The 20,420-nt window shown below is 70.3% G+C and carries 24 protein-coding genes; 12 read left to right on the forward strand and 12 right to left on the reverse strand.

Annotated elements, in window-relative coordinates:
- The first annotated feature begins 60 nt into the window (after positions 1–60).
- The 7 genes from GC203_RS05695 to GC203_RS05725 all read left to right on the forward strand — a co-directional run bounded on the left by GC203_RS05695 (position 61) and on the right by GC203_RS05725 (position 4,753).
- Positions 61–354, forward strand: coding sequence for a hypothetical protein (locus GC203_RS05695; protein ID WP_293452233.1), 294 nt, complete (start codon positions 61–63; stop codon positions 352–354).
- A 281-nt stretch (positions 355–635) separates the two neighbouring features.
- Positions 636–1,625: an adenosine kinase gene (locus tag GC203_RS05700; protein WP_293452236.1), complete on the forward strand. Its 990-nt coding sequence runs from the start codon at positions 636–638 to the stop codon at positions 1,623–1,625.
- 3 nt (positions 1,626–1,628) lie between these two features.
- Complete coding sequence (gene hisB, locus GC203_RS05705) at positions 1,629–2,219, forward strand: imidazoleglycerol-phosphate dehydratase HisB (RefSeq protein WP_293452239.1); 591 nt, start codon at positions 1,629–1,631, stop codon at positions 2,217–2,219.
- Between the two features lie 72 nt (positions 2,220–2,291).
- Positions 2,292–2,930, forward strand: a complete 639-nt coding sequence (hisH, locus tag GC203_RS05710; RefSeq protein ID WP_293452242.1) for an imidazole glycerol phosphate synthase subunit HisH — start codon at positions 2,292–2,294, stop codon at positions 2,928–2,930.
- Positions 2,927–3,649: a 1-(5-phosphoribosyl)-5-[(5-phosphoribosylamino)methylideneamino]imidazole-4-carboxamide isomerase gene (gene hisA / locus GC203_RS05715; protein ID WP_293452245.1), complete on the forward strand. Its 723-nt coding sequence runs from the start codon at positions 2,927–2,929 to the stop codon at positions 3,647–3,649. The genes hisH and hisA overlap by 4 nt, the downstream gene beginning before the upstream one ends.
- 7 nt (positions 3,650–3,656) lie before the next feature.
- Positions 3,657–4,427, forward strand: coding sequence for an imidazole glycerol phosphate synthase subunit HisF (gene hisF / locus GC203_RS05720; RefSeq protein ID WP_293452248.1), 771 nt, complete (start codon positions 3,657–3,659; stop codon positions 4,425–4,427).
- Entirely contained in the window at positions 4,424–4,753 is a 330-nt protein-coding gene (locus GC203_RS05725) for a phosphoribosyl-ATP diphosphatase (protein WP_293452251.1), read from the forward strand. Before hisF ends, GC203_RS05725 begins: the two co-directional genes overlap by 4 nt.
- On the opposite strand, the gene GC203_RS05730 is transcribed toward GC203_RS05725, so the two are convergent.
- From GC203_RS05730 to timA, 3 genes are all read right to left on the reverse strand, one after another.
- Positions 4,750–5,295, reverse strand: coding sequence for a Smr/MutS family protein (locus tag GC203_RS05730; RefSeq protein WP_293452254.1), 546 nt, complete (start codon positions 5,293–5,295; stop codon positions 4,750–4,752). The two genes, GC203_RS05725 and GC203_RS05730, sit on opposite strands and share 4 nt — an antisense overlap.
- A complete protein-coding gene (locus tag GC203_RS05735) occupies positions 5,292–6,386 on the reverse strand; it encodes an MltA domain-containing protein (protein WP_293452256.1) in 1,095 nt (364 codons plus the stop codon). Before GC203_RS05735 ends, GC203_RS05730 begins: the two co-directional genes overlap by 4 nt.
- Before the next feature lie 73 nt (positions 6,387–6,459).
- Positions 6,460–7,080: a TIM44-related membrane protein TimA gene (gene timA / locus GC203_RS05740; RefSeq protein WP_293452259.1), complete on the reverse strand. Its 621-nt coding sequence runs from the start codon at positions 7,078–7,080 to the stop codon at positions 6,460–6,462.
- A 172-nt stretch (positions 7,081–7,252) separates the two neighbouring features.
- Here timA and secB point away from each other — a divergent pair, with 172 nt between their 5' ends.
- Positions 7,253–7,738, forward strand: coding sequence for a protein-export chaperone SecB (gene secB / locus GC203_RS05745; protein WP_293452262.1), 486 nt, complete (start codon positions 7,253–7,255; stop codon positions 7,736–7,738).
- A 156-nt stretch (positions 7,739–7,894) separates the two neighbouring features.
- Here secB and dnaQ read toward each other — a convergent pair whose 3' ends face one another.
- The 6 genes from dnaQ to GC203_RS05775 form a co-directional block, all read right to left on the reverse strand.
- Positions 7,895–8,599 carry a DNA polymerase III subunit epsilon gene (gene dnaQ / locus GC203_RS05750; RefSeq protein ID WP_293452265.1) on the reverse strand — a complete coding sequence of 235 codons (705 nt, stop codon included), beginning with the start codon at positions 8,597–8,599 and terminating at the stop codon, positions 7,895–7,897.
- 7 nt (positions 8,600–8,606) lie between these two features.
- Positions 8,607–8,963, reverse strand: a complete 357-nt coding sequence (locus GC203_RS05755; RefSeq protein WP_293452267.1) for a GIY-YIG nuclease family protein — start codon at positions 8,961–8,963, stop codon at positions 8,607–8,609.
- A 188-nt stretch (positions 8,964–9,151) separates the two neighbouring features.
- Complete coding sequence (coaE, locus tag GC203_RS05760; RefSeq protein WP_293452270.1) at positions 9,152–9,742, reverse strand: dephospho-CoA kinase; 591 nt, start codon at positions 9,740–9,742, stop codon at positions 9,152–9,154.
- Positions 9,739–10,593, reverse strand: a complete 855-nt coding sequence (gene aroE, locus GC203_RS05765; RefSeq protein WP_293452273.1) for a shikimate dehydrogenase — start codon at positions 10,591–10,593, stop codon at positions 9,739–9,741. Before aroE ends, coaE begins: the two co-directional genes overlap by 4 nt.
- Complete coding sequence (locus tag GC203_RS05770; RefSeq protein ID WP_293452276.1) at positions 10,590–11,180, reverse strand: Maf family protein; 591 nt, start codon at positions 11,178–11,180, stop codon at positions 10,590–10,592. The genes aroE and GC203_RS05770 overlap by 4 nt, the downstream gene beginning before the upstream one ends.
- Complete coding sequence (locus GC203_RS05775; protein WP_293452279.1) at positions 11,177–12,031, reverse strand: pyruvate, water dikinase regulatory protein; 855 nt, start codon at positions 12,029–12,031, stop codon at positions 11,177–11,179. Before GC203_RS05775 ends, GC203_RS05770 begins: the two co-directional genes overlap by 4 nt.
- A gap of 499 nt (positions 12,032–12,530) precedes the next feature.
- Here GC203_RS05775 and hemE point away from each other — a divergent pair, with 499 nt between their 5' ends.
- The 4 genes from hemE to rho all read left to right on the forward strand — a co-directional run bounded on the left by hemE (position 12,531) and on the right by rho (position 16,709).
- Positions 12,531–13,589 carry a uroporphyrinogen decarboxylase gene (gene hemE / locus GC203_RS05780; protein WP_293452282.1) on the forward strand — a complete coding sequence of 353 codons (1,059 nt, stop codon included), beginning with the start codon at positions 12,531–12,533 and terminating at the stop codon, positions 13,587–13,589.
- Positions 13,586–14,605 carry a ferrochelatase gene (gene hemH / locus GC203_RS05785; protein WP_293452285.1) on the forward strand — a complete coding sequence of 340 codons (1,020 nt, stop codon included), beginning with the start codon at positions 13,586–13,588 and terminating at the stop codon, positions 14,603–14,605. The genes hemE and hemH overlap by 4 nt, the downstream gene beginning before the upstream one ends.
- Before the next feature lie 2 nt (positions 14,606–14,607).
- Positions 14,608–15,084, forward strand: coding sequence for a CopD family protein (locus GC203_RS05790; RefSeq protein WP_293452287.1), 477 nt, complete (start codon positions 14,608–14,610; stop codon positions 15,082–15,084).
- A gap of 224 nt (positions 15,085–15,308) precedes the next feature.
- The gene (rho, locus tag GC203_RS05795) at positions 15,309–16,709 is read left to right on the forward strand and encodes a transcription termination factor Rho (RefSeq protein ID WP_293452290.1); all 1,401 of its coding nucleotides are present in this window, start codon (positions 15,309–15,311) and stop codon (positions 16,707–16,709) included.
- Positions 16,710–17,015: 306 nt separating this feature from the next.
- Here the strand turns inward: rho and GC203_RS05800 are convergent, their stop codons facing one another.
- The 3 genes from GC203_RS05800 to GC203_RS05810 all read right to left on the reverse strand — a co-directional run bounded on the left by GC203_RS05800 (position 17,016) and on the right by GC203_RS05810 (position 20,264).
- The gene (locus tag GC203_RS05800) at positions 17,016–18,431 is read right to left on the reverse strand and encodes a serine hydrolase (protein ID WP_293452293.1); all 1,416 of its coding nucleotides are present in this window, start codon (positions 18,429–18,431) and stop codon (positions 17,016–17,018) included.
- Between the two features lie 166 nt (positions 18,432–18,597).
- Positions 18,598–19,569: a quinone oxidoreductase gene (locus tag GC203_RS05805; protein WP_293452296.1), complete on the reverse strand. Its 972-nt coding sequence runs from the start codon at positions 19,567–19,569 to the stop codon at positions 18,598–18,600.
- Positions 19,569–20,264 (reverse strand): dienelactone hydrolase family protein, encoded by a 696-nt coding sequence (locus GC203_RS05810; protein WP_293452298.1) that lies wholly within the window; start codon positions 20,262–20,264, stop codon positions 19,569–19,571. The genes GC203_RS05805 and GC203_RS05810 overlap by 1 nt, the downstream gene beginning before the upstream one ends.
- Positions 20,265–20,420 lie beyond the last annotated feature (156 nt).

Here is a 20,420-nt window from a genome sequence, read left to right on the forward strand (position 1 = left end):
GTTGTTGAGGCATCGAGCTCACATGGCCTTTGCTGGCGCCCGATCACATCTGGCGGCGCCGTGACCTGGCTCGCCTTCGCCGCATTCAGTGCGTTCGCGATCTGCTGCGTTGCTCAGTTTTGGCTCGTTGAGCGCGTGGCCTCGATGCTGAAGGCGCGCCATCCGGCGATCCATCGCCGAGTCTACGGCTGGCGCATGGGTCAGCGCCTGTACTGGTTTGCGCTTTTCCGTCGTGACCGCAGCCTTGGGGACCCTGAACTCTCGTGCCGAACAAAGGACCTTCAGCGCTTGGCTCTCCTCGCGCTCGGCGCGTTGGCCGCCTTTGTCGTGTTTGCGAGCCGTGCCGGCCTTTGAGAGAGCACCCCTACGGTCGCATCAGTTCCTGCGACCACATCCCGAAAGCTGGTGCTCCAGCAGGCTAGATGGGGTGGCCGTTGGCGGTTTCCTTCGGCAAAACGGGGTGACAATTGAGGCCCTTTCCCTGTAATCCCCGCGCCCTACGCTCGAGCGCGATCCGCAAAAGTGGAGGCCGGTTTTGCGATCAGATCGCGCTCAAACTTTAAGAATGGGGCCTTATTGTTCCGCGCAGATGGCGACATCTGAGCAAGCAAGGCTCTAGGGGACAAAGCCCAACAATGCCCGAACTCTACGACGTCGCCGCGATCGGCAACGCCATCGTCGACGTGATCGCGCCCTGCAGCGACGCCTTTCTCGCCGAGAACGGCCTGACCAAGGGCGCCATGATGCTGGTCGACCCGCAGGCCAGCGCCACCCTCTATTCCCGCATGGCCCAGGCGGTGGAGGCCTCGGGCGGCTCGGCGGCCAACACCATCGCGGGCCTGGCCAGCTTCGGCGGCAAGGGCGCCTTCATGGGCAAGGTGGCCGACGACCAGCTGGGCAAGGTGTTCGCCCACGACATGCGCGCCATCGGCGCCCGCTTCGAGAACCAGCCCCTGGTGGGCGGGCCGGCCACGGCCGTGTCGATGATCAACGTCACCCCCGACGCCCAGCGCACCATGTGCACCTTCCTGGGCGCCTCGGTGGAGTTCACCGACGCCGACGTCGACGCCGCCACGGTGGAGGCGGCCAAGATCGTCTACCTCGAGGGCTATCTGTTCGACGCCGAGGCGGCCAGGCGGGCCTTCGCCAAGGCCGCGGCCCTGGCCCACGGCGCCGGGCGGATGATCGCGCTGACGCTGTCCGACAGCTTCGTCGTGGAACGCCACCGCGCGGCGCTCAAGGGCTTCATCGAAGGCCAGGTCGACCTCCTGTTCGCCAACGAGGCCGAGCTGACCTCGCTGTTCGAGACCGACGACTTCGACGCCGCGCTCGAGGCGCTGCGCCCGCACGTTAAGATCGCCGCGGTGACCCGCAGCGAGAAGGGCTCGGTGATCCTCGACCACGGCGAGCGGCTGACCGTCGCCGCCGAAGGGGTGGAGAAAGTCGTGGACACGACCGGCGCGGGCGACCAATACGCGGCCGGATTCATGTTCGGCCTGTCCCGGGGGCGTCCGCTGCAGGTCTGTGGCAAGCTCGCCTCGCTGGCGGCGGCCGAGGTGATCTCGCACTACGGCCCGCGTCCGCAGGTGAGCCTGAAGGCGCTGGCCGAGTCCAAGGGGTACTGACCGATGAGCCGCAAGGCCGAAGTCGTCCGCAACACCAAGGAGACCCAGATCCGCGTGGCCGTGGACCTGGACGGGACCGGCGTGTCCAAGGTCTCCACCGGGATCGGCTTCTTCGACCACATGCTCGACAGCTTCGCCCGCCACGGCGGCATCGACCTGGAGGTCGAGACCAAGGGCGACCTGCACATCGACATGCACCACACCGTCGAGGACACCGGCATCGTGCTGGGCCAGGCGGTCAAGGAGGCGCTGGACGGCTTCAAGGGCGTCCGCCGCTTCGGCCACGCCTACATCCCGATGGACGAGACGCTCAGCCGCTGCGCCATCGACCTGTCGAACCGGCCCTACCTGATCTGGCGGGTCGAGTTCCGCACGCCGAAGGTGGGCGACATGGACACCGAGCTGTTCAAGGAGTTCCACCACGCGTTCGCCATGAACGCGGGCGCCTGCGTGCACCTGGAATGCCTGTACGGCGCCAACTCCCACCACATCGCCGAGAGCGGGTTCAAGGCCCTGGCCCGGGCCCTGCGAACGGCCGTGGAGCTCGATCCAAAGACCCACGGACACGCCCCCTCCACCAAGGGCGTGCTGTAGGGAGCGCCAGCCAGGAAAAGTGGAAACCGGTTTTCCATCCGGCTGCGCGACAAGAAAGGAATCCGGATCCCCATGCAGCGTGTCGCCCTGATCGACTATGGGTCGGGCAACCTGCGCTCGGCCGAGAAAGCCCTGATCCGCGCCGCGGACGGCCGCGCGGAGATCGTCGTGACCCACGACCCCGCCGTCGTGGCCGCCGCCGACCGGGTGGTGCTGCCGGGCGTCGGCGCCTTCGCCGCCTGCATGTCGGCCCTGGCCGCGCGCGACGGCGTGATCGAGGCCATGACCGAGGCCGCCCAGGGCCGCGGCGTTCCGTTCCTCGGCATCTGCGTGGGCATGCAGCTCCTGGCTAGCCGCGGCCTGGAATTCGGCGCCACGGAGGGCCTGGGCTGGATCCCCGGCGACGTGAAGATCATCCACCCCCGCGGCGGCCCGCACCTGAAGGTGCCGCACATGGGCTGGAACACGCTGGAGGCGGTGTCCGACCTGCCGATGCTGGCCGGGCCCAAGGCCGGGGCGCCGGTCTATTTCACACATTCTTTCGCCATGTATCCGCAAGACACCGCCCACGTGGCGGCCTATGTGGACCACGGCGGGCGCTTCCCCGCCGCCGTCGCGCGCGGCAATCTGGCCGGGGTGCAGTTCCACCCCGAAAAATCGCAAGCCGTGGGGCTGAAGCTCCTGGCGGACTTCCTGGAGTGGCGTCCTTGATCCTCTACCCCGCCATCGACCTGAAAGACGGCCAGTGCGTGCGCGTGCTTCACGGCGACCTGTCGACCGCCACGGTCTTCAACAACGACCCCGGCGCCCAGGCGCGCGCCTTCGTCGAGGCCGGCTTCCACTGGATCCACGTGGTCGACCTGAACGGCGCCGTCTCGGGCAAGGCCGTCAACGCCGGCGCCGTCGAGGCGATCCTGGCCGCGGTCTCCGCCCCGGTGCAGCTCGGCGGCGGCATCCGCACGCTGAAGGACGTGGAGCGCTGGATCGAGGCGGGCGTCAGCCGGGTGATCCTCGGCACGGTGGCGGTGAAGCAGCCCGACATCGTGCTGAAAGCCGCCCAGCTCTATCCCGAGCAGATCGCCGTCAGCGTCGACGTCCGCGCCGGCAAGGTGGCCGTCGACGGCTGGACCGCCGACACCGATCTCGACGCCGTGACGGTGGCGCGGCGCTTCGAGGACGCCGGCGTCGCCGCCCTGATCGTCACCGACATCGACCGCGACGGCACCGTGATGGGCTTCAACGTCGAGGTGTTCGGCGCCATGGCCGACGCCGTGAAGATCCCGGTCATCGCCGCCGGCGGCCTGGCTTCGGTGGCCGACATCGAGCGCCTGAAGAAGCGCAAGGGCGCGCCGATCGCCGGCGCCGTCCTGGGCCGCGCCCTCTACAACGGCGCCATCGACCCGGCCGAGGCCCTGGGCGTGGCCGCGTGATCCGCCGATGCTGAAGACCCGCGTCATCCCCTGCCTGGACGTCAAGGACGGCCGGGTGGTGAAGGGCGTGCAGTTCGTCGCCCTGCGCGACGCCGGCGATCCCGTCGAGCAGGCCCGCGCCTACGACGCCGCCGGCGCCGACGAGCTGATGTTCCTCGACATCACCGCCAGCCACGAGAACCGCGGCATCATCTTCGACGTGGTGGCCCGCACGGCCGACGTCTGCTTCATGCCGCTCAGCGTCGGCGGCGGCATCCGCAACGTCGAGACCGGCCGCAAGTTGCTGCTGGCCGGCGCCGACAAGATCAGCCTCAACACCGCCGTGGTCGAGAACCGCGACCTCGTCAGCGCCTGCGCCGACGCCTTCGGCAGCCAGGCGGTCGTCGTGGCCATCGACGCCAAGAAGACCGGCGACCGCTGGCACGTCTTCACCTACGGCGGGCGCAACGACACCGGCCTCGACGCCGTCGACTACGCCCGCGAGGTGGTCGCGAAGGGGGCCGGCGAGATCCTGCTCACCTCCATGGACCGCGACGGCGCCAAGATCGGCTACGACCTGGAGCTTACCCGCGCCGTCAGCACCGCCGTCGGCGTGCCCGTGATCGCCTCGGGCGGCGCCGGGACCGTCCAGCACCTGATCGATGCGGTGAACGCCGGCGCCGACGCCGTGCTGGCCGCCTCGATCTTCCACTTCGGCGAGATCGGCATCGGCGAGGCCAAGGCCGCCATGGCCGCCGCCGGCGTCCCCGTGCGCCTGACCGAGGAGGTCCCCGCATGAACAGCCGCTTCGCCGAGGTCGTCGAACGCCTGGCCGCCACCATCGAGGCCCGCCGCGACGGCGATACGTCCACCTCCTACACCGCCCAGCTGCTGAGCGACCTGGAGCGGGCCTCGAAGAAGTTCGGGGAAGAGGCCGTCGAGGCCGTCATCGCCGCCGCCCGCGGCGACCGCGAGGGCCTGATCGCCGAGAGCGCCGACCTCGTCTACCACTGGCTGGTGGTGCTGGCCGCCAGCGGCGTCTCGCTCGACGAGGTGGCCGAGCGCCTGGCGGCCCGCGAGGGGACCAGCGGCCTGGCCGAGAAGGCCGCCCGGAAGAAGAGCTAGTCCCGCGGCTTGCGCTTCAACGCCACATAGAGCGCCCCTTCGCCGCCGTGGCGGCGGTGGGCCTCGGAAATCCCGGCGACGATGTGGGCCAGGTGCGGCGCGGCCAGCCACTCCGGCGTGTGCCGCCGCAGCACCCCGTCGCCCTGCACGCCCTTGCCGGTGATGACCAGCACCGCCCGCCAGCCCTCGTCGAACGCCCGCTTGAGGAAGGCTTCCAGCACGGCGCGGGCGCGATCCTGGGTCAGGCCGTGCAGGTCGAGCCGGGCGCCGATCTCCTCCCGCTCCTTGACGATCCGGTGGCGACGGTTGGGCTCGATGCGGTCCTTTCCCTCCCCCTTGTGGGGAGGGTGGGCGGGGCGCAGCCCCGCTCGGGTGGGGGGCGGCGCGGGCGGCTTCCCCACCCCGCTCGCTTCGCGAGTCGGCCCTCCCCATGAAGGGGAGGGAACATCGGAGCTTGGCGCCTTGCGGCCGGGCAGGGGGTGCACCGTGCCGGTGACCAGCGACCAGAGCCGCGCCTCCTCGGGCTTCAGCGGCCGCTTCATCGCGGGACCAGCCGCCAGAGCCGCAGCGTATGGCGCACGCGGCCGGCCTCCGCGCCCGCCGCCGGGCCCTCGCCCATGTAGAGGTCGGCCCGCACCGCGCCCTTGATCGCCCCGCCCACGTCGAGCGCGGTCACCAGGCGCTGGTAGGTGGGGAAGGCGCCCGCCAGGATCGGGGCCTCGCCGTCGATCCACAACAGCTCGCCGAAGGGATGGAACGCCGGGTCGACCGCCGCCGCCCGTCCGCCGGGCAGGGGGACGTTGGCGGCGCCCACCGGCGGGCGGCCGTCGTCGGGGGCCAGCCGGAAGAAGGCGAAGCGCGGGTTCAGCCGCATGATCGCGTCGGCCTCGGGCCCGCGATGCGCCGCCAGCCAGGCCCGGATCGAGTCCGCCGAGATGTTGTCGGCCGCCAGCAGCCCCTTGTCGCGCATGGGATTGGCGATCCCGGCGAAGGGCCGGCCGTTGTTGGCGGCGTAGAGCGCCTTCATCCGGCTCCCGTCGGCGAACACCAGCACGCCCGAGCCCTGCACCTGCAGGAAGAACAGGTCCTCGGGCCGCATCCAGGCCAGCGGCGCCGTCGCCGGCCGCGCCTCGATCTCCGCCCGGTCGGGGTAGGGCCGGGTCGCACCGTCCGGGCCGGTCTGGATCACCGTCCCGTCGGGCTGGACCGCGAGGTCGGCCGGCTTGGCCCGCACCGGGGCGCTGAACTCGGCGTCGGGCTTGCGCCGCGCGGGATAGATCGGGGCGAAATAGGCGGTCAGCACGCCTTCGCCGGCGAAGCGCTCGGCCTGGAAGAAGCGCTCGAAGAACGCCCGCCCGTCGCCCGGGGCCACGTCCTCCGGCAGGCGCGCCCGGAAGCAGAGCGAGGCCAGCATCGGCTCCCTGGCGATCCCGCAGGTGGCGCGATAGGCGGCGAAGGCCGCGTCATGGTCCTCGGCCGCCCAGCCGGGCAGGTCGGAGAGCTCGACGCGCGGAGGCGGCTCGGGCGGGGGTTGCGGGGCTGGCGACGGAGCCGGCGCGGGCCCGGGAAGCGGCGGCAGGCCGGGCGGAACCGGGCCGTGTTCGTAGGGGGTCGTGCAGGCCGCCAAGCTCAAGGCCGCAAGGCTCAAGGCCGCAGGGACGAGGCCGGCCCTCGCCGCGAAGGCGCCCCCCTGTCGCACGGTCGTGTCAGGCCTCGGCGGCGTCCACGTGGACGAGCGTCCAGTTGGGATCGCGGCTCTTCAGCCGGCGCTCGAAGGTCCACAGCTCGGCGGTGCGCCGGTCGTCGACGCCCTCGCCCTCGGGGCCCTTGGTGCGGCTGCGGAATTCGGCCAGGAAGCGCACGGTCACGCGGGCCAGGTCGCCCGAGACCACGTCGGCCTTCTCCAGGTCGGCCCGCGGCGCGTGGAAGAACTCGACGGTTTCGGTCCGGCCCTCGGCCTGGCGCTGGTCGATCACCCCCTCGAAGCTCTCCATCACCGACGGCGCGAGCAGGTTGCGGAGCGTCTCCTTGTCGCCGTCGGCGAAGGCCTTGACGATCATCTCGTAGGCGCCCTTCGCCCCGGCGAGGAACCGGTTCATGTCGAAGTTCGGGTCCTTGGCCTTCACCGCGGCCAGGCCGGTGAGCTGCACGCCGTCCTCGGCCGTGTCGACCACGCGATCGGGCGCGCGCACCCGGGCCGGCGCCGCTTCGGCGGCGGGCCTCTGCTCTTCCGGCTGGCGGCCGACCCTGCGGCCCAGCACCGAATAGAGCTGGTACAGGACGATGGCGGCGAGACCGGCGAGGATGATCAGTTCGAGGGTTTGCAACGAAGGTCTTTCGGACACGGACGGCGCGGACCCAGGGCCCACGATCTTACATATATAGCCCCTTGCGAGGCCCGCGTCAGGGGCGGCGTTGCATCGCAGGGGGCCGCATGATAGCCGCTCGCCCCGAAAGGCGCGATCCTCGCGGCCCATTTTAGAGAACATCCGTCACGCCATGACCGACACAGACGCCGGCGCAGCCGCGCCGGAAGGGCAGGGCGCCGAGCCCGGCATCCGCATCCTGGCCCAGTTCATCCGCGACCTGTCGTTCGAGAATCCGCGCGCGCCCGACGCCCTGCGCCCCGGCCAGGACCAGCCCCAGATCGACCTCAACGTCGAGATGAACGCCCGCGGCCGCGAGGACGGCCTGTTCGAGGTGGACCTGAAGCTCTCGGCCCGCGCCGCGCGCACCGACGGCCCGCTGTTCATGGTCGAGCTGCTGTACGGCGGCGTGTTCCAGATCACCGGCGTGCCGGCCGAGGAGATGGAGCCGGTGCTGCTGATCGAGTGCCCGCGCTTCCTGTTCCCGTTCGCGCGGCGGATCATCGCCGAGGTCAGCTCGGAAGGCGGCTTCCCGCCCTTCCTGATCGATCCGATCGATTTCGGCGGCGTCTACGCCGCCCGCAAGGCCCAGGGCGAACCCCAGATCGGCCACGCGTAGAGCGTTTCCCTCCCCTTCATGGGGAGGGACAGACCGCGAAGCGGTCAGGGTGGGGAAAGTAAGGGGCAGGGGCGCGGACGTGGACGCCTGGCCCACGGATCCCCACCCGGCCGTCGCTTCGCTCCGGCCACCCTCCCCATGAAGGGGAGGGGAAGACTACAGCCCGAACCGGCTCCAGAGGTCTTCGCTCTTCACCGTTTCGCGGATGAAGGCGGCGTGGACCTCGCGCTCGGCCTCGGTCGAGCGCGGAGCCAGGGGCCGGGACCTGGCGCCATAGGCCGCCCGTGCGGTGATCGCCGCGGCCTCGCCCAGCGCGCCGCCGCCCAGCGCCAGGCTGCGCTCGCGGCCGCCCTTCAGCTCCAGATAGACCGCCGCCAGCAGCTTGGCGTCGATCAGGGCCCCGTGCTTCTCGCGTTCGCTCAGCGAGATCTTGAAGCGCTTGCAGAGCGCATCCAGCGAGTTGTGCATCCCCGGGAAGCGCTGCTTGGCCAGCGCCAGGGTGTCGATCCAGCGATGTTCGGGGATCTCGACCCGGTTGCAGTTGGCGAGCTCCCAGTTGAGGAAGCCCCGGTCGAAGCCGGCGTTGTGGGCGATCAGCCGCGCCTCGCCGACGAACTCGAGGAAGGCGTCGGCCACCTCGGGCTCCTCGAACTTCGGCTTGCCCCGCAGGAAGGCGCTCGACAGCCCGTGGACCTTCTCCGCCTCGGCCGGCATGTCGCGGCAGGGGTCGATATAGACGTGGAAGCTGCGCCCGGTGGGCACGAAGTCCTCGATCTCCAGGCAGGCCAGCTCCACCAGCCGGTCGCCGGTCCTGGGATCGAAGCCGGTGGTCTCGGTGTCGAGGACGATCTCGCGGGCCATGCCCTTGTCATGCCGTGGTGCGCGCATCTTGTGAACCCGGCGCGTCACGGATGTCGGGGTGGAGGGGCGGAAGCGCCATGATCTCGGAGTAGAGATCGGCCCAGTAGGGGTTCTCCGCTTCGATCAGGCGCATCTTCCAAGTGCGGCGCCAGCGTTTGAGCCGCTTCTCGAACCGGATCGCTTCATGCACGTCGCTGAAGTCGCGAAAATAGACCAGGCGATCGAGGCCATAGGTCTTTGTGAAACCTGCGATTTCGCCCGCCCTGTGCTCGGCGATCCGACGCTCCAGCGAGTTCGTGACGCCGACGTAGAGGGTCCCGTACCGGCCGTTGGTCAGGATGTAGACCCAGTAGAACCGATTCAACTCCTCCCCCTCGGCTGTCATCATCCCCAACGCCTGTCATCCCGGTTTTGGCGAAGCCAAAGACCGGGACCCCACGGCGCGAATGTTGCCAATATGTTCACTTCGGGGCCGCACTGCAAACCCATCGAAGCCAGCGCTACGGGGTCCCGGTCTTCGCCTGCGGCGAAACCGGGATGACACCGGGGGAGCTAGCGCTTCCGCAGGGCGGCGATGATCGCGGTCACCTGGTCGCGGGCGGGTTCCAGGCCGCGGCCGGTGTCGACCACATAGTGGGCGCGGACGCGCTTTTCGGCGTCGGCCATCTGCTGGGCGAGGATGGCGTCCAGCCGCTCGGGCGTCATGCCGGGCCGCGCCAGCACCCGCTCGCGCTGCATCTCGGCCGGGGCCGAGACCACCACCACCGCGTCGACGTTGGCGTCGCCGCCGGTTTCGAACAGCAGCGGGATGTCCAGCACCACCATGTCGGCGCCGGCCTCCTCGGCGGCCTTGAAGAAACCCACCCGGTCGCGGCCCACCAGCGGGTGGACGATGGCGTTGAGGCGCTTCAGCTCCTCGGGCTGGCCCAGCACCGCCTGGCGCAGGGCTTCGCGGTCGACCTTGCCGTCCTTCACCACCCCGGGGAACGCCTCGCCGACCGGGCCCACCGCCGCGCCGCCGGTGTCGTAGAGGTCATGGACGGCGGCGTCGGCGTCATAGACCGGCACGCCCGCGTCGCGGAACATCGCCGCCGTCGTCGACTTGCCCATGCCGATCGAGCCGGTGAGACCGATCACCTTCATGCCGTCTTTTCCCCCAGGGCCTTGAGCGCCAGTCCGCGCACATCCACGCCGGCCGGCGGCGAGACGCCGAAGAAGGCCTCGAACGACGGAACGGCCTGGCCGATCAGCATCTCCAGCCCATCGACGGTCGGGCGGCCCAGGGCCCGCGCGGCCTTGAGCAACCCCGTCGCCAGCGGCTTGTAGACCATGTCCATCACCACACAGGCCTCCGGCGTCGCCGCCAGCGGGATGTCGAAGCCGTCCGCCCCGTCGAGGCCGCCCGAGGTGGCGTTGATGACGGCCGTCGCCTCGCCGAAGGCGTCCGCGGCCCGCGACCAAGGCAGGGCGCGCGCCTTCGGCCCCAGCATTCCGACCAGGGTCTCGGCCTTCGCCAGGGTCCGGTTCACAACCCGCACTTCCGGCGCGCCCGCCGCGATGAGCGCCGCCACCGCGCCGCGCGCCGCGCCGCCGGCGCCCAGCACCGCCACGGGCCCGGCCGCCACGTCCCATTGCGGCGCCTGGGCCCGGAACGCCCGCAGCAGGCCCACGCCGTCGGTGTTGTCGGCGACGATCCGGCCGTCGGGCTCGAACACCAGGACGTTGGCCGCGCCCGCCGCCTGCGCCGCCTCGCTGGGCTGGCTGGAGATCGCCAGGGCGGCTTCCTTGAAGGGCAGGGTGACGTTCAGGCCGCGGATCGCCCCGCCCCGGAAGCCTTCCACCAGGCGCTCGAACCCCCGGTCGTCGGGCGCGAAGGGCACATAGACCCCGTCGACCCCGGCGGCCTCCAGCCAGGCGTTGTGGATCTGCGGCGACAGCGAATGGGCGATGGGCCGGCCCACGACGCCGGCGACGATGGCGCAGCCACTGATCATGCCGCCAGCTCCCCATGCCGCCGCAGCAGGTCCAGCAGCCCCAGCAGCGGCAGGCCCAGGATCGCGAAATAGTCGCCCTCGATCTTCGAGAACAGCTGCGCGCCCGGCCCCTCCAGGCGGTAGCAGCCTACCGAGCCCAGCGCCGCCTCGTCCTCGGTCTTCAGATAGTCCTCGAGGAAGGCGTCGGAGAAGTCGCGCATGGTCAGCGTCGCGGTCACGACCTCGCGCCAGATCGGCGCGCCATCCTTCGCCACCACGACCGCCGAGTGCAGCTTGTGGGTCTTGCCGCGCAGCAGCTTGAGCCGCGCCCAGGCGGTATAGAGGTCGGGCGCCTTGTCGTAGAGCTTGCCGTCCAGGTCCAGCGTCTGGTCGGCGCCGATCACCAAGCCCTCGCGCTTGCGCGACACCCGGATCGCCTTCAGCTCGGCCAGGGCGTCGGCGATGTCGCGCGGCCCCGCGCCCTCCGCCAGCAGGCCGGTCTTCACCGCCTCCTCGTCGACGCCGGCGACCACGGCCTCGTGGTCCACGCCCGCGCCGGTCAGCACCGCGCGCCGGGCCGCGCTTCTCGAAGCCAGGATCACGCTCACCCCAGGACCTCGACCTGGCCGTGGCCCTTGTGCAGCAGGTTCAGCACCGCCGCGGCGGTTTCCTCCACCGAGCGGCGGGTCACGTCGATGGTGGCCCAGCCGTGGCGCTCGTAGAGCCGCCGCGCCGCGATGATCTCGTCGCGCACCGCTTCCTGGTCGGTGTAGCTGGTGTCGCGGGTCTCCTTCAGGCTGAGCAGGCGGTTGCGGCGGATCTGGATCAGCCGGTCGGGCGAGATCAGCAGGCCCACGATCAGGGCGTTCTGAAGCTGGAACAGCTTGTCGGGCAGGGGCCGGCCCGGCACCAGCGGCACGTTGGCCGCGCGCACGCCCCGGTGGGCGAGGTAGATGCAGGTGGGGGTCTTCGACGTCCGCGACACGCCCAGCAGCACCACGTCGGCCTGGTCGAGGTCCTGGCCGCCCTGGCCGTCGTCGTGGCCGATGGCGTAGTTCAGGGCGTCCATGCGGTTGAAGTAGTCGTTGTCCAGGCGCAGGTGCGCGCCGACCCGCGAGGTGGTGGCCGCGCCAAGGTAGCGCTGCATGGCGCTCACCAGCGGGTCCAGCGCCGGCAGGCACGGCATCTCCATCCGCCGGCAGCCTTCCTCCAGCGCCGTGCGCAGGGTCTCGTCCACGATGGTGTGCAGGACGATGCCCGGCGACTCCTCGATGTCGGCCAGGGCGCGGTCGAGCTGCCGCTGCGAGCGGACGAGGGCGTAGATGTGTTCGATGGGCAGGACGTTCTCGAACCGCGCGCACACCGCCCGCGCCATGGCGTTCAGGGTCTCGCCGGTGGAGTCCGACACCAGGTGGACGTGGAAGTAGGTGGCGAGCCTGGGCGTCGGGGAGTTGGGCAAGGGCGTACCGCGAAAAAGATCTGGGGATGGATCCTGTGACTCTTCTCTTAGCGAAGCTGAACGCCGTTGGGGATAGAGCGTGTCGCTCCGGCCTCGCGGGCGGGCTCCGGTGGAACGGGGGGACGGATCGCCACGTTAAGGCTTGGTTAACCCCCAGGTCGCGGCCTGCGGGACAAATGGATGGCGCGGGCTCGACAGGATGTCGATGACCTGGACGGCGCCCGCCTTGGCGCCCCAGGTTCTTAACGATTCCTTAATGGCCAAAGGGCGCTTGGCCGGCGCTCCCCGCATTCCACAGGGCTGTGCGTCGATCTCGGGCGGCTGGGCGCCGGCTGGGGACGGCGCGGGGATTGTCAAAGGATCGTCAAGATTTCCCCACTGCCGACAGGCCCTGATCCTTCTTCTCCAACCCATTTTCAAAATATCTAGGAAGGAAGAAGGGCAGGCGGTCGGGACACGCCCTTGAGCCGTGCGTTCCGGCGGGCTTTAAGTCGGGGTCATGAGCTCGACCGAGACCACTCCCAAGCTGCTCCGCGCCCTGGCCGGCGAGACGTTCGAGCGTCCGCCCGTGTGGTTCATGCGCCAGGCCGGCCGCTGGCTGCCCGAGTACCACGAACTGCGCGCGCGGGCCGGCGACTTCGTCAGCCTGGCGATGAACCCGGAGATGGCCGCCGAGGTCACCCTGCAGCCCATGCGGCGCTGTCCGTTCGACGCGGCCATCGTGTTCGCCGACATCCTCCTGATCCCCATGGCGCTGGGCCAGGACCTGTGGTTCGAGGCCGGGGAAGGGCCGCGCTTGGGTCCGTTGCCGTCGATCGAGGCCCTTCGCGACGCCGTGGAAGGCTCCACCGCCAAGCTGGCCAACATCGGCGAGACGCTCTCGCGGGTCCGCGCCGAGCTCGAGCCCGAACGCGCCCTGATCGGGTTCGCCGGCGCGCCCTGGACAGTGGCCACCTACATGCTGGAGGGCCGCGGCTCCCAGCGCGAGGCCGCCCGCACCTACGCCTACCAGCACCCGGAGGCGCTGGACGCCCTGCTCGGCGTGCTGGTCGATGCGACGGCGCGCTATCTGGTCATGCAGGCCAGGGCCGGCGCCCAGGCGCTGAAGCTGTTCGAGAGCTGGGCGGAGAACCTCGCCGAGGACGTGTTCGAACGCATCGTGGTCGGCCCGCACACGCGGATCGTCGAGCAGGTCCGCGCCGCCGGCGTCGATGCGCCCTTTATCGGTTTCCCGCGCGGCGCCGGGGCGCTGGTGGAAAACTACGCCGCCGAGGTTCCGGTCCAGGCCGTGGCCCTCGACACCCAGGCCAGCGCGGCGATGGGCCGGCGCATCCAGGCGGGCGGCAAGACCATCCAGGGTGCGCTCGACAACCTGCTGCTGCGGGCCGGCGGCCCGGCCCTGGACGCCCGCGTCGACGCCCTCCTCGCCCAGTGGGCCGACGGGCCCTACATCTTCAACCTCGGCCACGGGGTGATGCCCGACACGCCCATCGAGCACATCGTCCGGGTGGTGGAGCGGGTGACCGGCAAGCCGGCCAAGGCGATGGCCGCCGCGTGAAACGCGCCGTCGTCCTCTTCAACCTGGGCGGGCCCGACAGCCTGGCGGCCGTGCGGCCGTTCCTGTTCAACCTGTTCCGCGACCCGGCGATCATCGGCGCGCCGGCCTTCGTGCGCTATCCGCTGGCCGCCTTCATCTCGCGCACCCGCGAGAAGCTGGCCCAGGAGAACTACGCCCTGATGGGCGGCCGCTCGCCGCTCCTGGAGGAGACCGAGGCCCAGCGCGCCGCCCTCGAAGCCGAACTGCGCCGCCGCGATCCGGCCGCGGAGACCCGCGTCTTCATCTCGATGCGCTACTGGAAGCCCTTCGCCGACACCACGGCGCGCGAGGTGGCCGACTTCGCGCCCGACGAGGTGGTGCTGCTGCCGCTCTACCCGCAGTTCTCCACCACCACGACGGCCTCGTCGCTGAAGGACTGGCGGCGCGCCTACAAGGGGCCGGGCGCGACCCGGGCGGTGGGCTGCTATCCCACGGCCGACGGCCTGGCCGATGCCGTGGCCAGCGAGATCCGCAAGGTCTGGGACGCCGCGAGCCGGCCGCAGAACGTCCGCGTGCTGTTCTCGGCCCACGGCCTGCCGCAGAAGGTGGTGGACGAGGGCGATCCCTACCACGCCCAGGTCGAGGCCACGGCCGCGGCGGTGGCGGCGCGCCTGCCCGAGCTTTCCGACTGGCGGGTCTGTTTCCAGAGCCGGGTCGGCCCGCTGAAGTGGCTGGAGCCCTCCACCGACACCGAGATCCGCCGCGCCGCCCACGACGGCAAGGGCGTGCTGGTCTCGCCGATAGCCTTCGTCTCCGAGCATGTGGAGACCCTGGTCGAGCTCGACCACGAATACGCCAAGCTGGCCGGCGAGCTGGGCGTGGCGCCCTACCTGCGCGCCCGCACCCCCGGCGTCGCGCCGGCGTTCATCGCGGCCCTGGCCGACGCCGTCGAGAGCGCCGAAGCGGGCGTCGCGCCGTTCGGGCCTTGGCTGTGCCCCGCGGCGCATGGCAAGTGCGCGTGTCGGGAGGCCGCATAAGAATGACCTGGCCCAATTTCCTCAGCTACGACCTGCTGCGCGGGCTGCACATCATCGCGGTGATCGCCTGGATGAGCGGGATGATGTACCTGCCCCGGCTCTTCGCCTACCACACCGAGACCGCCCCGCCCGGCAGCGAGTTCGACGCCCACTTCAAGGTGTGGGAGATGAAGCTGCTGCGCATCATCATCAACCCGGCGATGGGCCTGACCTGGCTCCTCGGGATCACCCTGATCCTCTGGCACGTCTATGCGGCGAAGGAGGGCTGGGCGTTCCTGGCCCAGCCGTGGATGGCCACCAAGCTGGCGGCGGTGATCTTCCTCTCGGGCTGGCACGGGTTCCTCTCGGCGTCGCGCCGCCGCCTCGCCGCCGGCGAACGGCCGCGCTCGGCGAAGTTCTGGCGCGCCACCAACGAGATCCCCTTCCTGGTCGCCATCGTCGCGGTCCTGGCCGTCACCCTTCAATTCGGCGCGCGCTGACCTATCTGAGGGACGAGGCGGCGCCCTTGACCGGGCGCGGCGGATGTGGTTCCGCTGGCCCTACGCGTCGGACTCCGGCGCGCCCCGCCTCTTTTCCGGCGACGCGCGGTCTCACCGCCGGCCGGCTCCCAGACGAAGTTCAAATCCGGCGCCCGAAGGCGCCCTCAGAGTAACCCCCGCACCCGGACTCCGTCCGGGGACGCGCGAATTCCAAAGTGGAATCAATGCAAGACGACCAAACCGAGATCGAAGCGCCCGAGACCGAGACGCTCGAATCCACCGAATCCCAGGCCGCCGTCGAAGAGCAGGCCGAGTCCGACGAGCCCTCCGAGGCCGCCAAGGCGATCGCCGCCATGGGGCTCACCCGCATGAGCCTGCAGGAGCTGAAGGACAAGTCGCCGGCCGACCTGCTGGCCTTCGCCGAACAGCTCGAGGTCGAATCCGCGAACTCCATGCGCAAGCAGGACATGATGTTCGCGATCCTCAAGACGCTGGCCGAGGAAGGCGTCGAGATCGAGGGTTCGGGCACCCTGGAAGTGGTGCAGGACGGCTTCGGCTTCCTGCGCAGCCCCGAGGCCAACTACCTGCCCGGCCCCGACGACATCTACGTCAGCCCCTCGCAGATCCGGAAATTCGGCCTGCGCACCGGCGACACGGTGGTGGGCGCCGTCCGGGCCCCGCGCGAGGGCGAGCGCTACTTCGCCCTGGTGAAGGTCGACCAGATCAATTTCGAGCCGCCGGAGAACGTCCGGCACAAGGTGTTGTTCGACAACCTGACCCCGCTCTATCCCGACCAGCGCCTGCGCATGGAGATCGACGATCCCACGCTGAAGGACCGCTCGGGCCGGGTCATCGACATCGTCGCCCCGCTGGGCAAGGGCCAGCGCTGCCTGATCACCGCCCCGCCGCGGGTCGGCAAGACGGTGATGCTGCAGAACATCGCCAAGTCGATCGAGAACAACCACCCCGAGTGCTACCTGATCGTGCTGCTGATCGACGAGCGGCCCGAGGAAGTCACCGACATGCAGCGCACGGTGAAGGGCGAGGTGATCTCCTCCACCTTCGACGAGCCGGCGACGCGGCACGTCCAGGTCGCCGAGATGGTGATCGAGAAGGCCAAGCGCCTGGTCGAGCACAAGCGCGACGTGGTGATCCTGCTCGACTCGGTCACCCGCCTCGGCCGCGCCTACAACACCGTGGTTCCGTCCTCGGGCAAGGTGCTGACCGGCGGCGTCGACGCCAACGCGCTCCAACGGCCCAAGCGCTTCTTCGGCGCCGCGCGGAACATCGAGGAGGGCGGCTCGCTCACCATCATCGCCACCGCCCTGATCGATACCGGCAGCCGGATGGACGAAGTCATCTTCGAAGAGTTCAAGGGCACGGGTAACTCGGAAATCGTCCTCGACCGCAAGGTCGCCGACAAGCGCATCTATCCGGCGATCGACGTGCTGAAGTCCGGCACCCGCAAGGACGAGCTCATCACGCCCAAGGACGATTTGCAGAAGACCTACATCCTGCGGCGCATCCTCTCGCCCATGGGCGCGCAGGACGCGATCGAGTTCCTGCTCGACAAGCTGCGGCAGTCGAAGAACAACGCCGACTTCTTCCAGTCGATGAACACCTAGGGCAGACGCACTCCCGTCATGTCATCCCGGTTTCGGCCATGGGCCGAAGACCGGGACCCCTCGGCGTCGGCGACGGACATTTTCCTCGGAGGCCGATGACGACGGTCGGACGCGCGGGAAGCCCTGCGTCGCGTTCCGCCAAGCCGGGATGACATCCCTAATCGGTCCAAAAAACCTCAATAAAAACAACGGCCATTTGTTAAAATTGCCGCTGTCGCGAAATGGCGACGGTTGCTCGGGCACGGATACCGCTCCGTGCGCGCCAGAGCGCCTTGGCGGGTTCCCCTTTTCGGACCGTGCCGGCTTCTAAGGCTCGATGCGGCCGGCCGCCTGGTCGTGGCCGTTCTGGTGCAGGGTCACCGACGTCGCACGCCCGTCGGCGCCGCGCGCGAAGCTGAGCTGGGCGTCCACCACCTTGTAGAAGAACTCGTCGCGGCTCTCCGGGTAGATCTCGTAGGCGGCCTGTCCGGACAGCTCGGCGAACAGGCGGCCGTCCCGAAGCGTGACAGTCAGCACCGCCGCGCCCGTCGCGAACCGGTAGCGGCCCGCCAGCCCGGCCAGCTGATCGGCCGGAAGGGTGATGGCCCGGCGCGCCGGCCCGGGCGGCTTCAGCACGGCGAGCGGCCGGCCGGTCAGCAGGTGGAAGCCGATGTCGTCGGCGCCGATCAGGTTGCTCAGGTTCGCCAGCACGACCACGCCGACCTTCGCCTTCGGGTCGAAACCGAAGAACGTCCGGAACCCGCCGGTCCCGCCGTTGTGCCACACGATCTCGCCCGCGGGGGTCTTCAGGATGTGCCAGGCCAGGGCGACGTCCATCATGGGGCTGGCGCTCCGGCGGACGGCCAGCTGGGCGTCCATGGCCGGCTTCAGGGGCGACGGGGCGAAGCCGAGTTCGGCGGCGAGGAAGACGAGCAGGTCGTCCGCCGTGGACCGCAGCGCGCCCGCGCCGGCGAGGGTGGGCAGGTCCCAGGCGGGCGTCGGTTGGTGATCCTCGGTATGGCCGGTGGCCATACGGGCTTTCTGGTCGGGGGTCAGGGTGATGGCCGTGTCGGTCATGCCGAGCGGCCCGGTGATGCGGCGCCGCACGAGCGTCTCGTAGTCGGTCCCGGCGCGGCGGGCGAGCACGTGGCCCAGCAGGCCCATGCCGACGTTGGAGTACTCGTACTTGGAACCGATGTCGCGGGTCAGGACATAGCCGCCGAGGAAGGGATAGAGCTGGTCGACGGTGTAGTCCGCGAACGGGTTCAGGGGGTCCTTCGGGGCGAAATTGGTCGGCATCCGCGGCAGGCCCGAGGTCTGGGTCGCCAGGTCGACCAGGGTGATCTGCCGGCCGTCCCGCTCGGGTACGTGGACGCCATCGGGCAGGTACTTGGCCGCCGGATCGTCCAGCTTCACCTCGCCCCGGCGCGCCATGTCGGCGAGCAGAAGGCCGGTGAAGACCTTGGTCATCGAGCCGATTTCGAACAGGGTGTCGCCGCCCAGCGGCCGTGGATCGTCCTTGGCGAGGGCGCCGTGGGTGATGATCCGCCGCCCGGCGGCGTCGATCACCCCCACCACGAGGCCGACGCCCTGCTTCTGGACGTCGATCCGGTCGGCCAGGATCTTGGCGATGGCTGCGTCGTCGGGAACGCGCCACGCGGGCGTGTCGGCGCGCGACGGGCTGGCCGCACCCGCGAGTATGGCGAGCAGGCCCGGCGTCACGGCTCGGCGGGTGATGTCCATGGCGCGTCTCCTCCAGCCGGGAAGATAGTCGCACGGCGGCCGGCCGTCTTACGCCGTGTGACGGCGTTTCACGTGAAACGCCAACCCCGCCCGTCCGGCGCTGCGCGCCGTCCACCCTCCCCACGAGGGGGAGGGCGACTCGCCAAAGGCGAGCGGGGTGGGGGCGCTACGGGATCAGCAGGCTCGCGCCCACCGTGGCCCGGCTCTCCAACGCTTCGTGGGCCTTGCGCGCCTCGGCCAGCCGGAAGGTCTGGCCGATCTCGATCTTCACCTTCCCCGACGCGATCATCTCGAACAGCGCCGCGGCCGAGGCGTCCAGTTCCTCGGTCGTGGAAGCGTAGTCGAACAGCGTCGGGCGGGTGAACACCAGCGAGCCGCCGCGCATCAGGCGCAGGGGGTCGACCGGCGGGACCGGGCCGGAGGCGTTGCCGAAGCTCACGAACCAGCCACGGCGGGCGAGGCTGCCCAGGGTGCCCTCGAAGGTGTCCTTGCCCACGGAGTCGTAGGCGACCGGCACGCCCTTGCCGCCGGTGATCCGCTTCACCTCGGCGGCCACGTCCTGGTCGCGGTAGAGGATCACGTGGTCGGCGCCCAGCCCGCGCACGAGCTCGGCCTTCTCCTCGGAGCCGACCGTGGCGATGACCTCGGCGCCGATGGCCTTGAGCCACTGCACCATGATCTGGCCGACACCGCCCGCGGCGGCGTGGACCAGCACCGTCTCGCCCGCCTTCACGGGATAGAGCCGGCGGATGAAGGCCTCGACCGTCAGCCCCTTCAGCAGGGCCGCGGCCGCCACGCGGGCGTCGATGCCGGGCGGCGGCTTCACGACCCGGTCGGCGGCCACCACCACATATTCGGCGTACGAACCCATGACCCCGCCGGCGTAGGCGCCGAGATCGCCGACCTTGAAGCGGGTCACGCCATCGCCGACCGCCTCGACCACGCCCGCGCCTTCGCCCCCCAGGCCGGAGGGCAGTTTCACGGGATAGAGGCCGCCGCGCTGGTAGGTCTCGATGAAGTTGACGCCGATCGCCTGGTTGCGGATCAGCACCTGGCCGGGGCCGGGCTTGGGGGTCTCGACCTCGACGAGCTGGAGAACCTCGGGCCCGCCGGTCTGTTCGAACTGGATCGCGCGCATCAGCCGATGGTCCGCTTGAAGAAGGCCAGGGAGCGCTCGCCGGCCAGTCTCGCATCGGCCGCGTCATAGTGCTCGCCGCCGTGGCGGGCGAAGGCGTGGTCGCGGCCGGGATAGGTGTGGAGCTCCACCTGGGTGTGGTGCTGCAGGGCCTGGCGGATCATCGCCTGGGCCTCCTTGGGCACGAACTGGTCCTCCTCGGCCACGTGGATGAGGAGCGGGTGCGAGAGCTTCTCGGCCTCGCCGAGCCGGTTCTCGATGCCCACGCCATAGTAGGCCACGGCCGCGTCCGCATCGGTGCGGGTGGCGGTCAGGTAGGCGAGCAGCCCGCCGAGGCAGAAGCCGACGGCGCCGACCTTGCCGTCGCACTGGGCGTCGGCGCGGGCGGCCTTGATGGTGGCCTGGATGTCCTTGACGCCCTGGTCCACGTCGAAGGCGTTGAACAGCTCGAAGGCCTTCTTCCATTCGGCTTCCGACTGGTCGGTGATGTCGATGTCGGGCTCGATCCGCCAGAAGAGGTCGGGACAGATGGCGAGATAGCCCTGGCCCGCCAGGCCGTCGGTGATGTCGCGCATCACCTTGTTCACGCCGAAGATCTCCTGGATCACCACCACGGCGGGCGCCTTGGCCGCCGCCGGCCGCGCCACGTAGGCGGAGAAGGCCCCCTCGGGGGTGGAGATACTGATACGCTCGCCCATGTCGCGTCCTCGCCTGCTGCCTTGTGCGCCGTCCGAGGCTACTAGCGCGCAATGCGCCGGAGGGGGACTCGGTTCGGCCATCGAATTGCGGGTGGTCCTAAGGGTCTAGCGCAAACCCCCGGCTCACGGCCATATGGTGGGCGAGATTGGAAGAGG

It is taken from the genome of Phenylobacterium sp., from assembly GCF_016124325.1.
Lineage (GTDB): Bacteria > Pseudomonadota > Alphaproteobacteria > Caulobacterales > Caulobacteraceae > Phenylobacterium.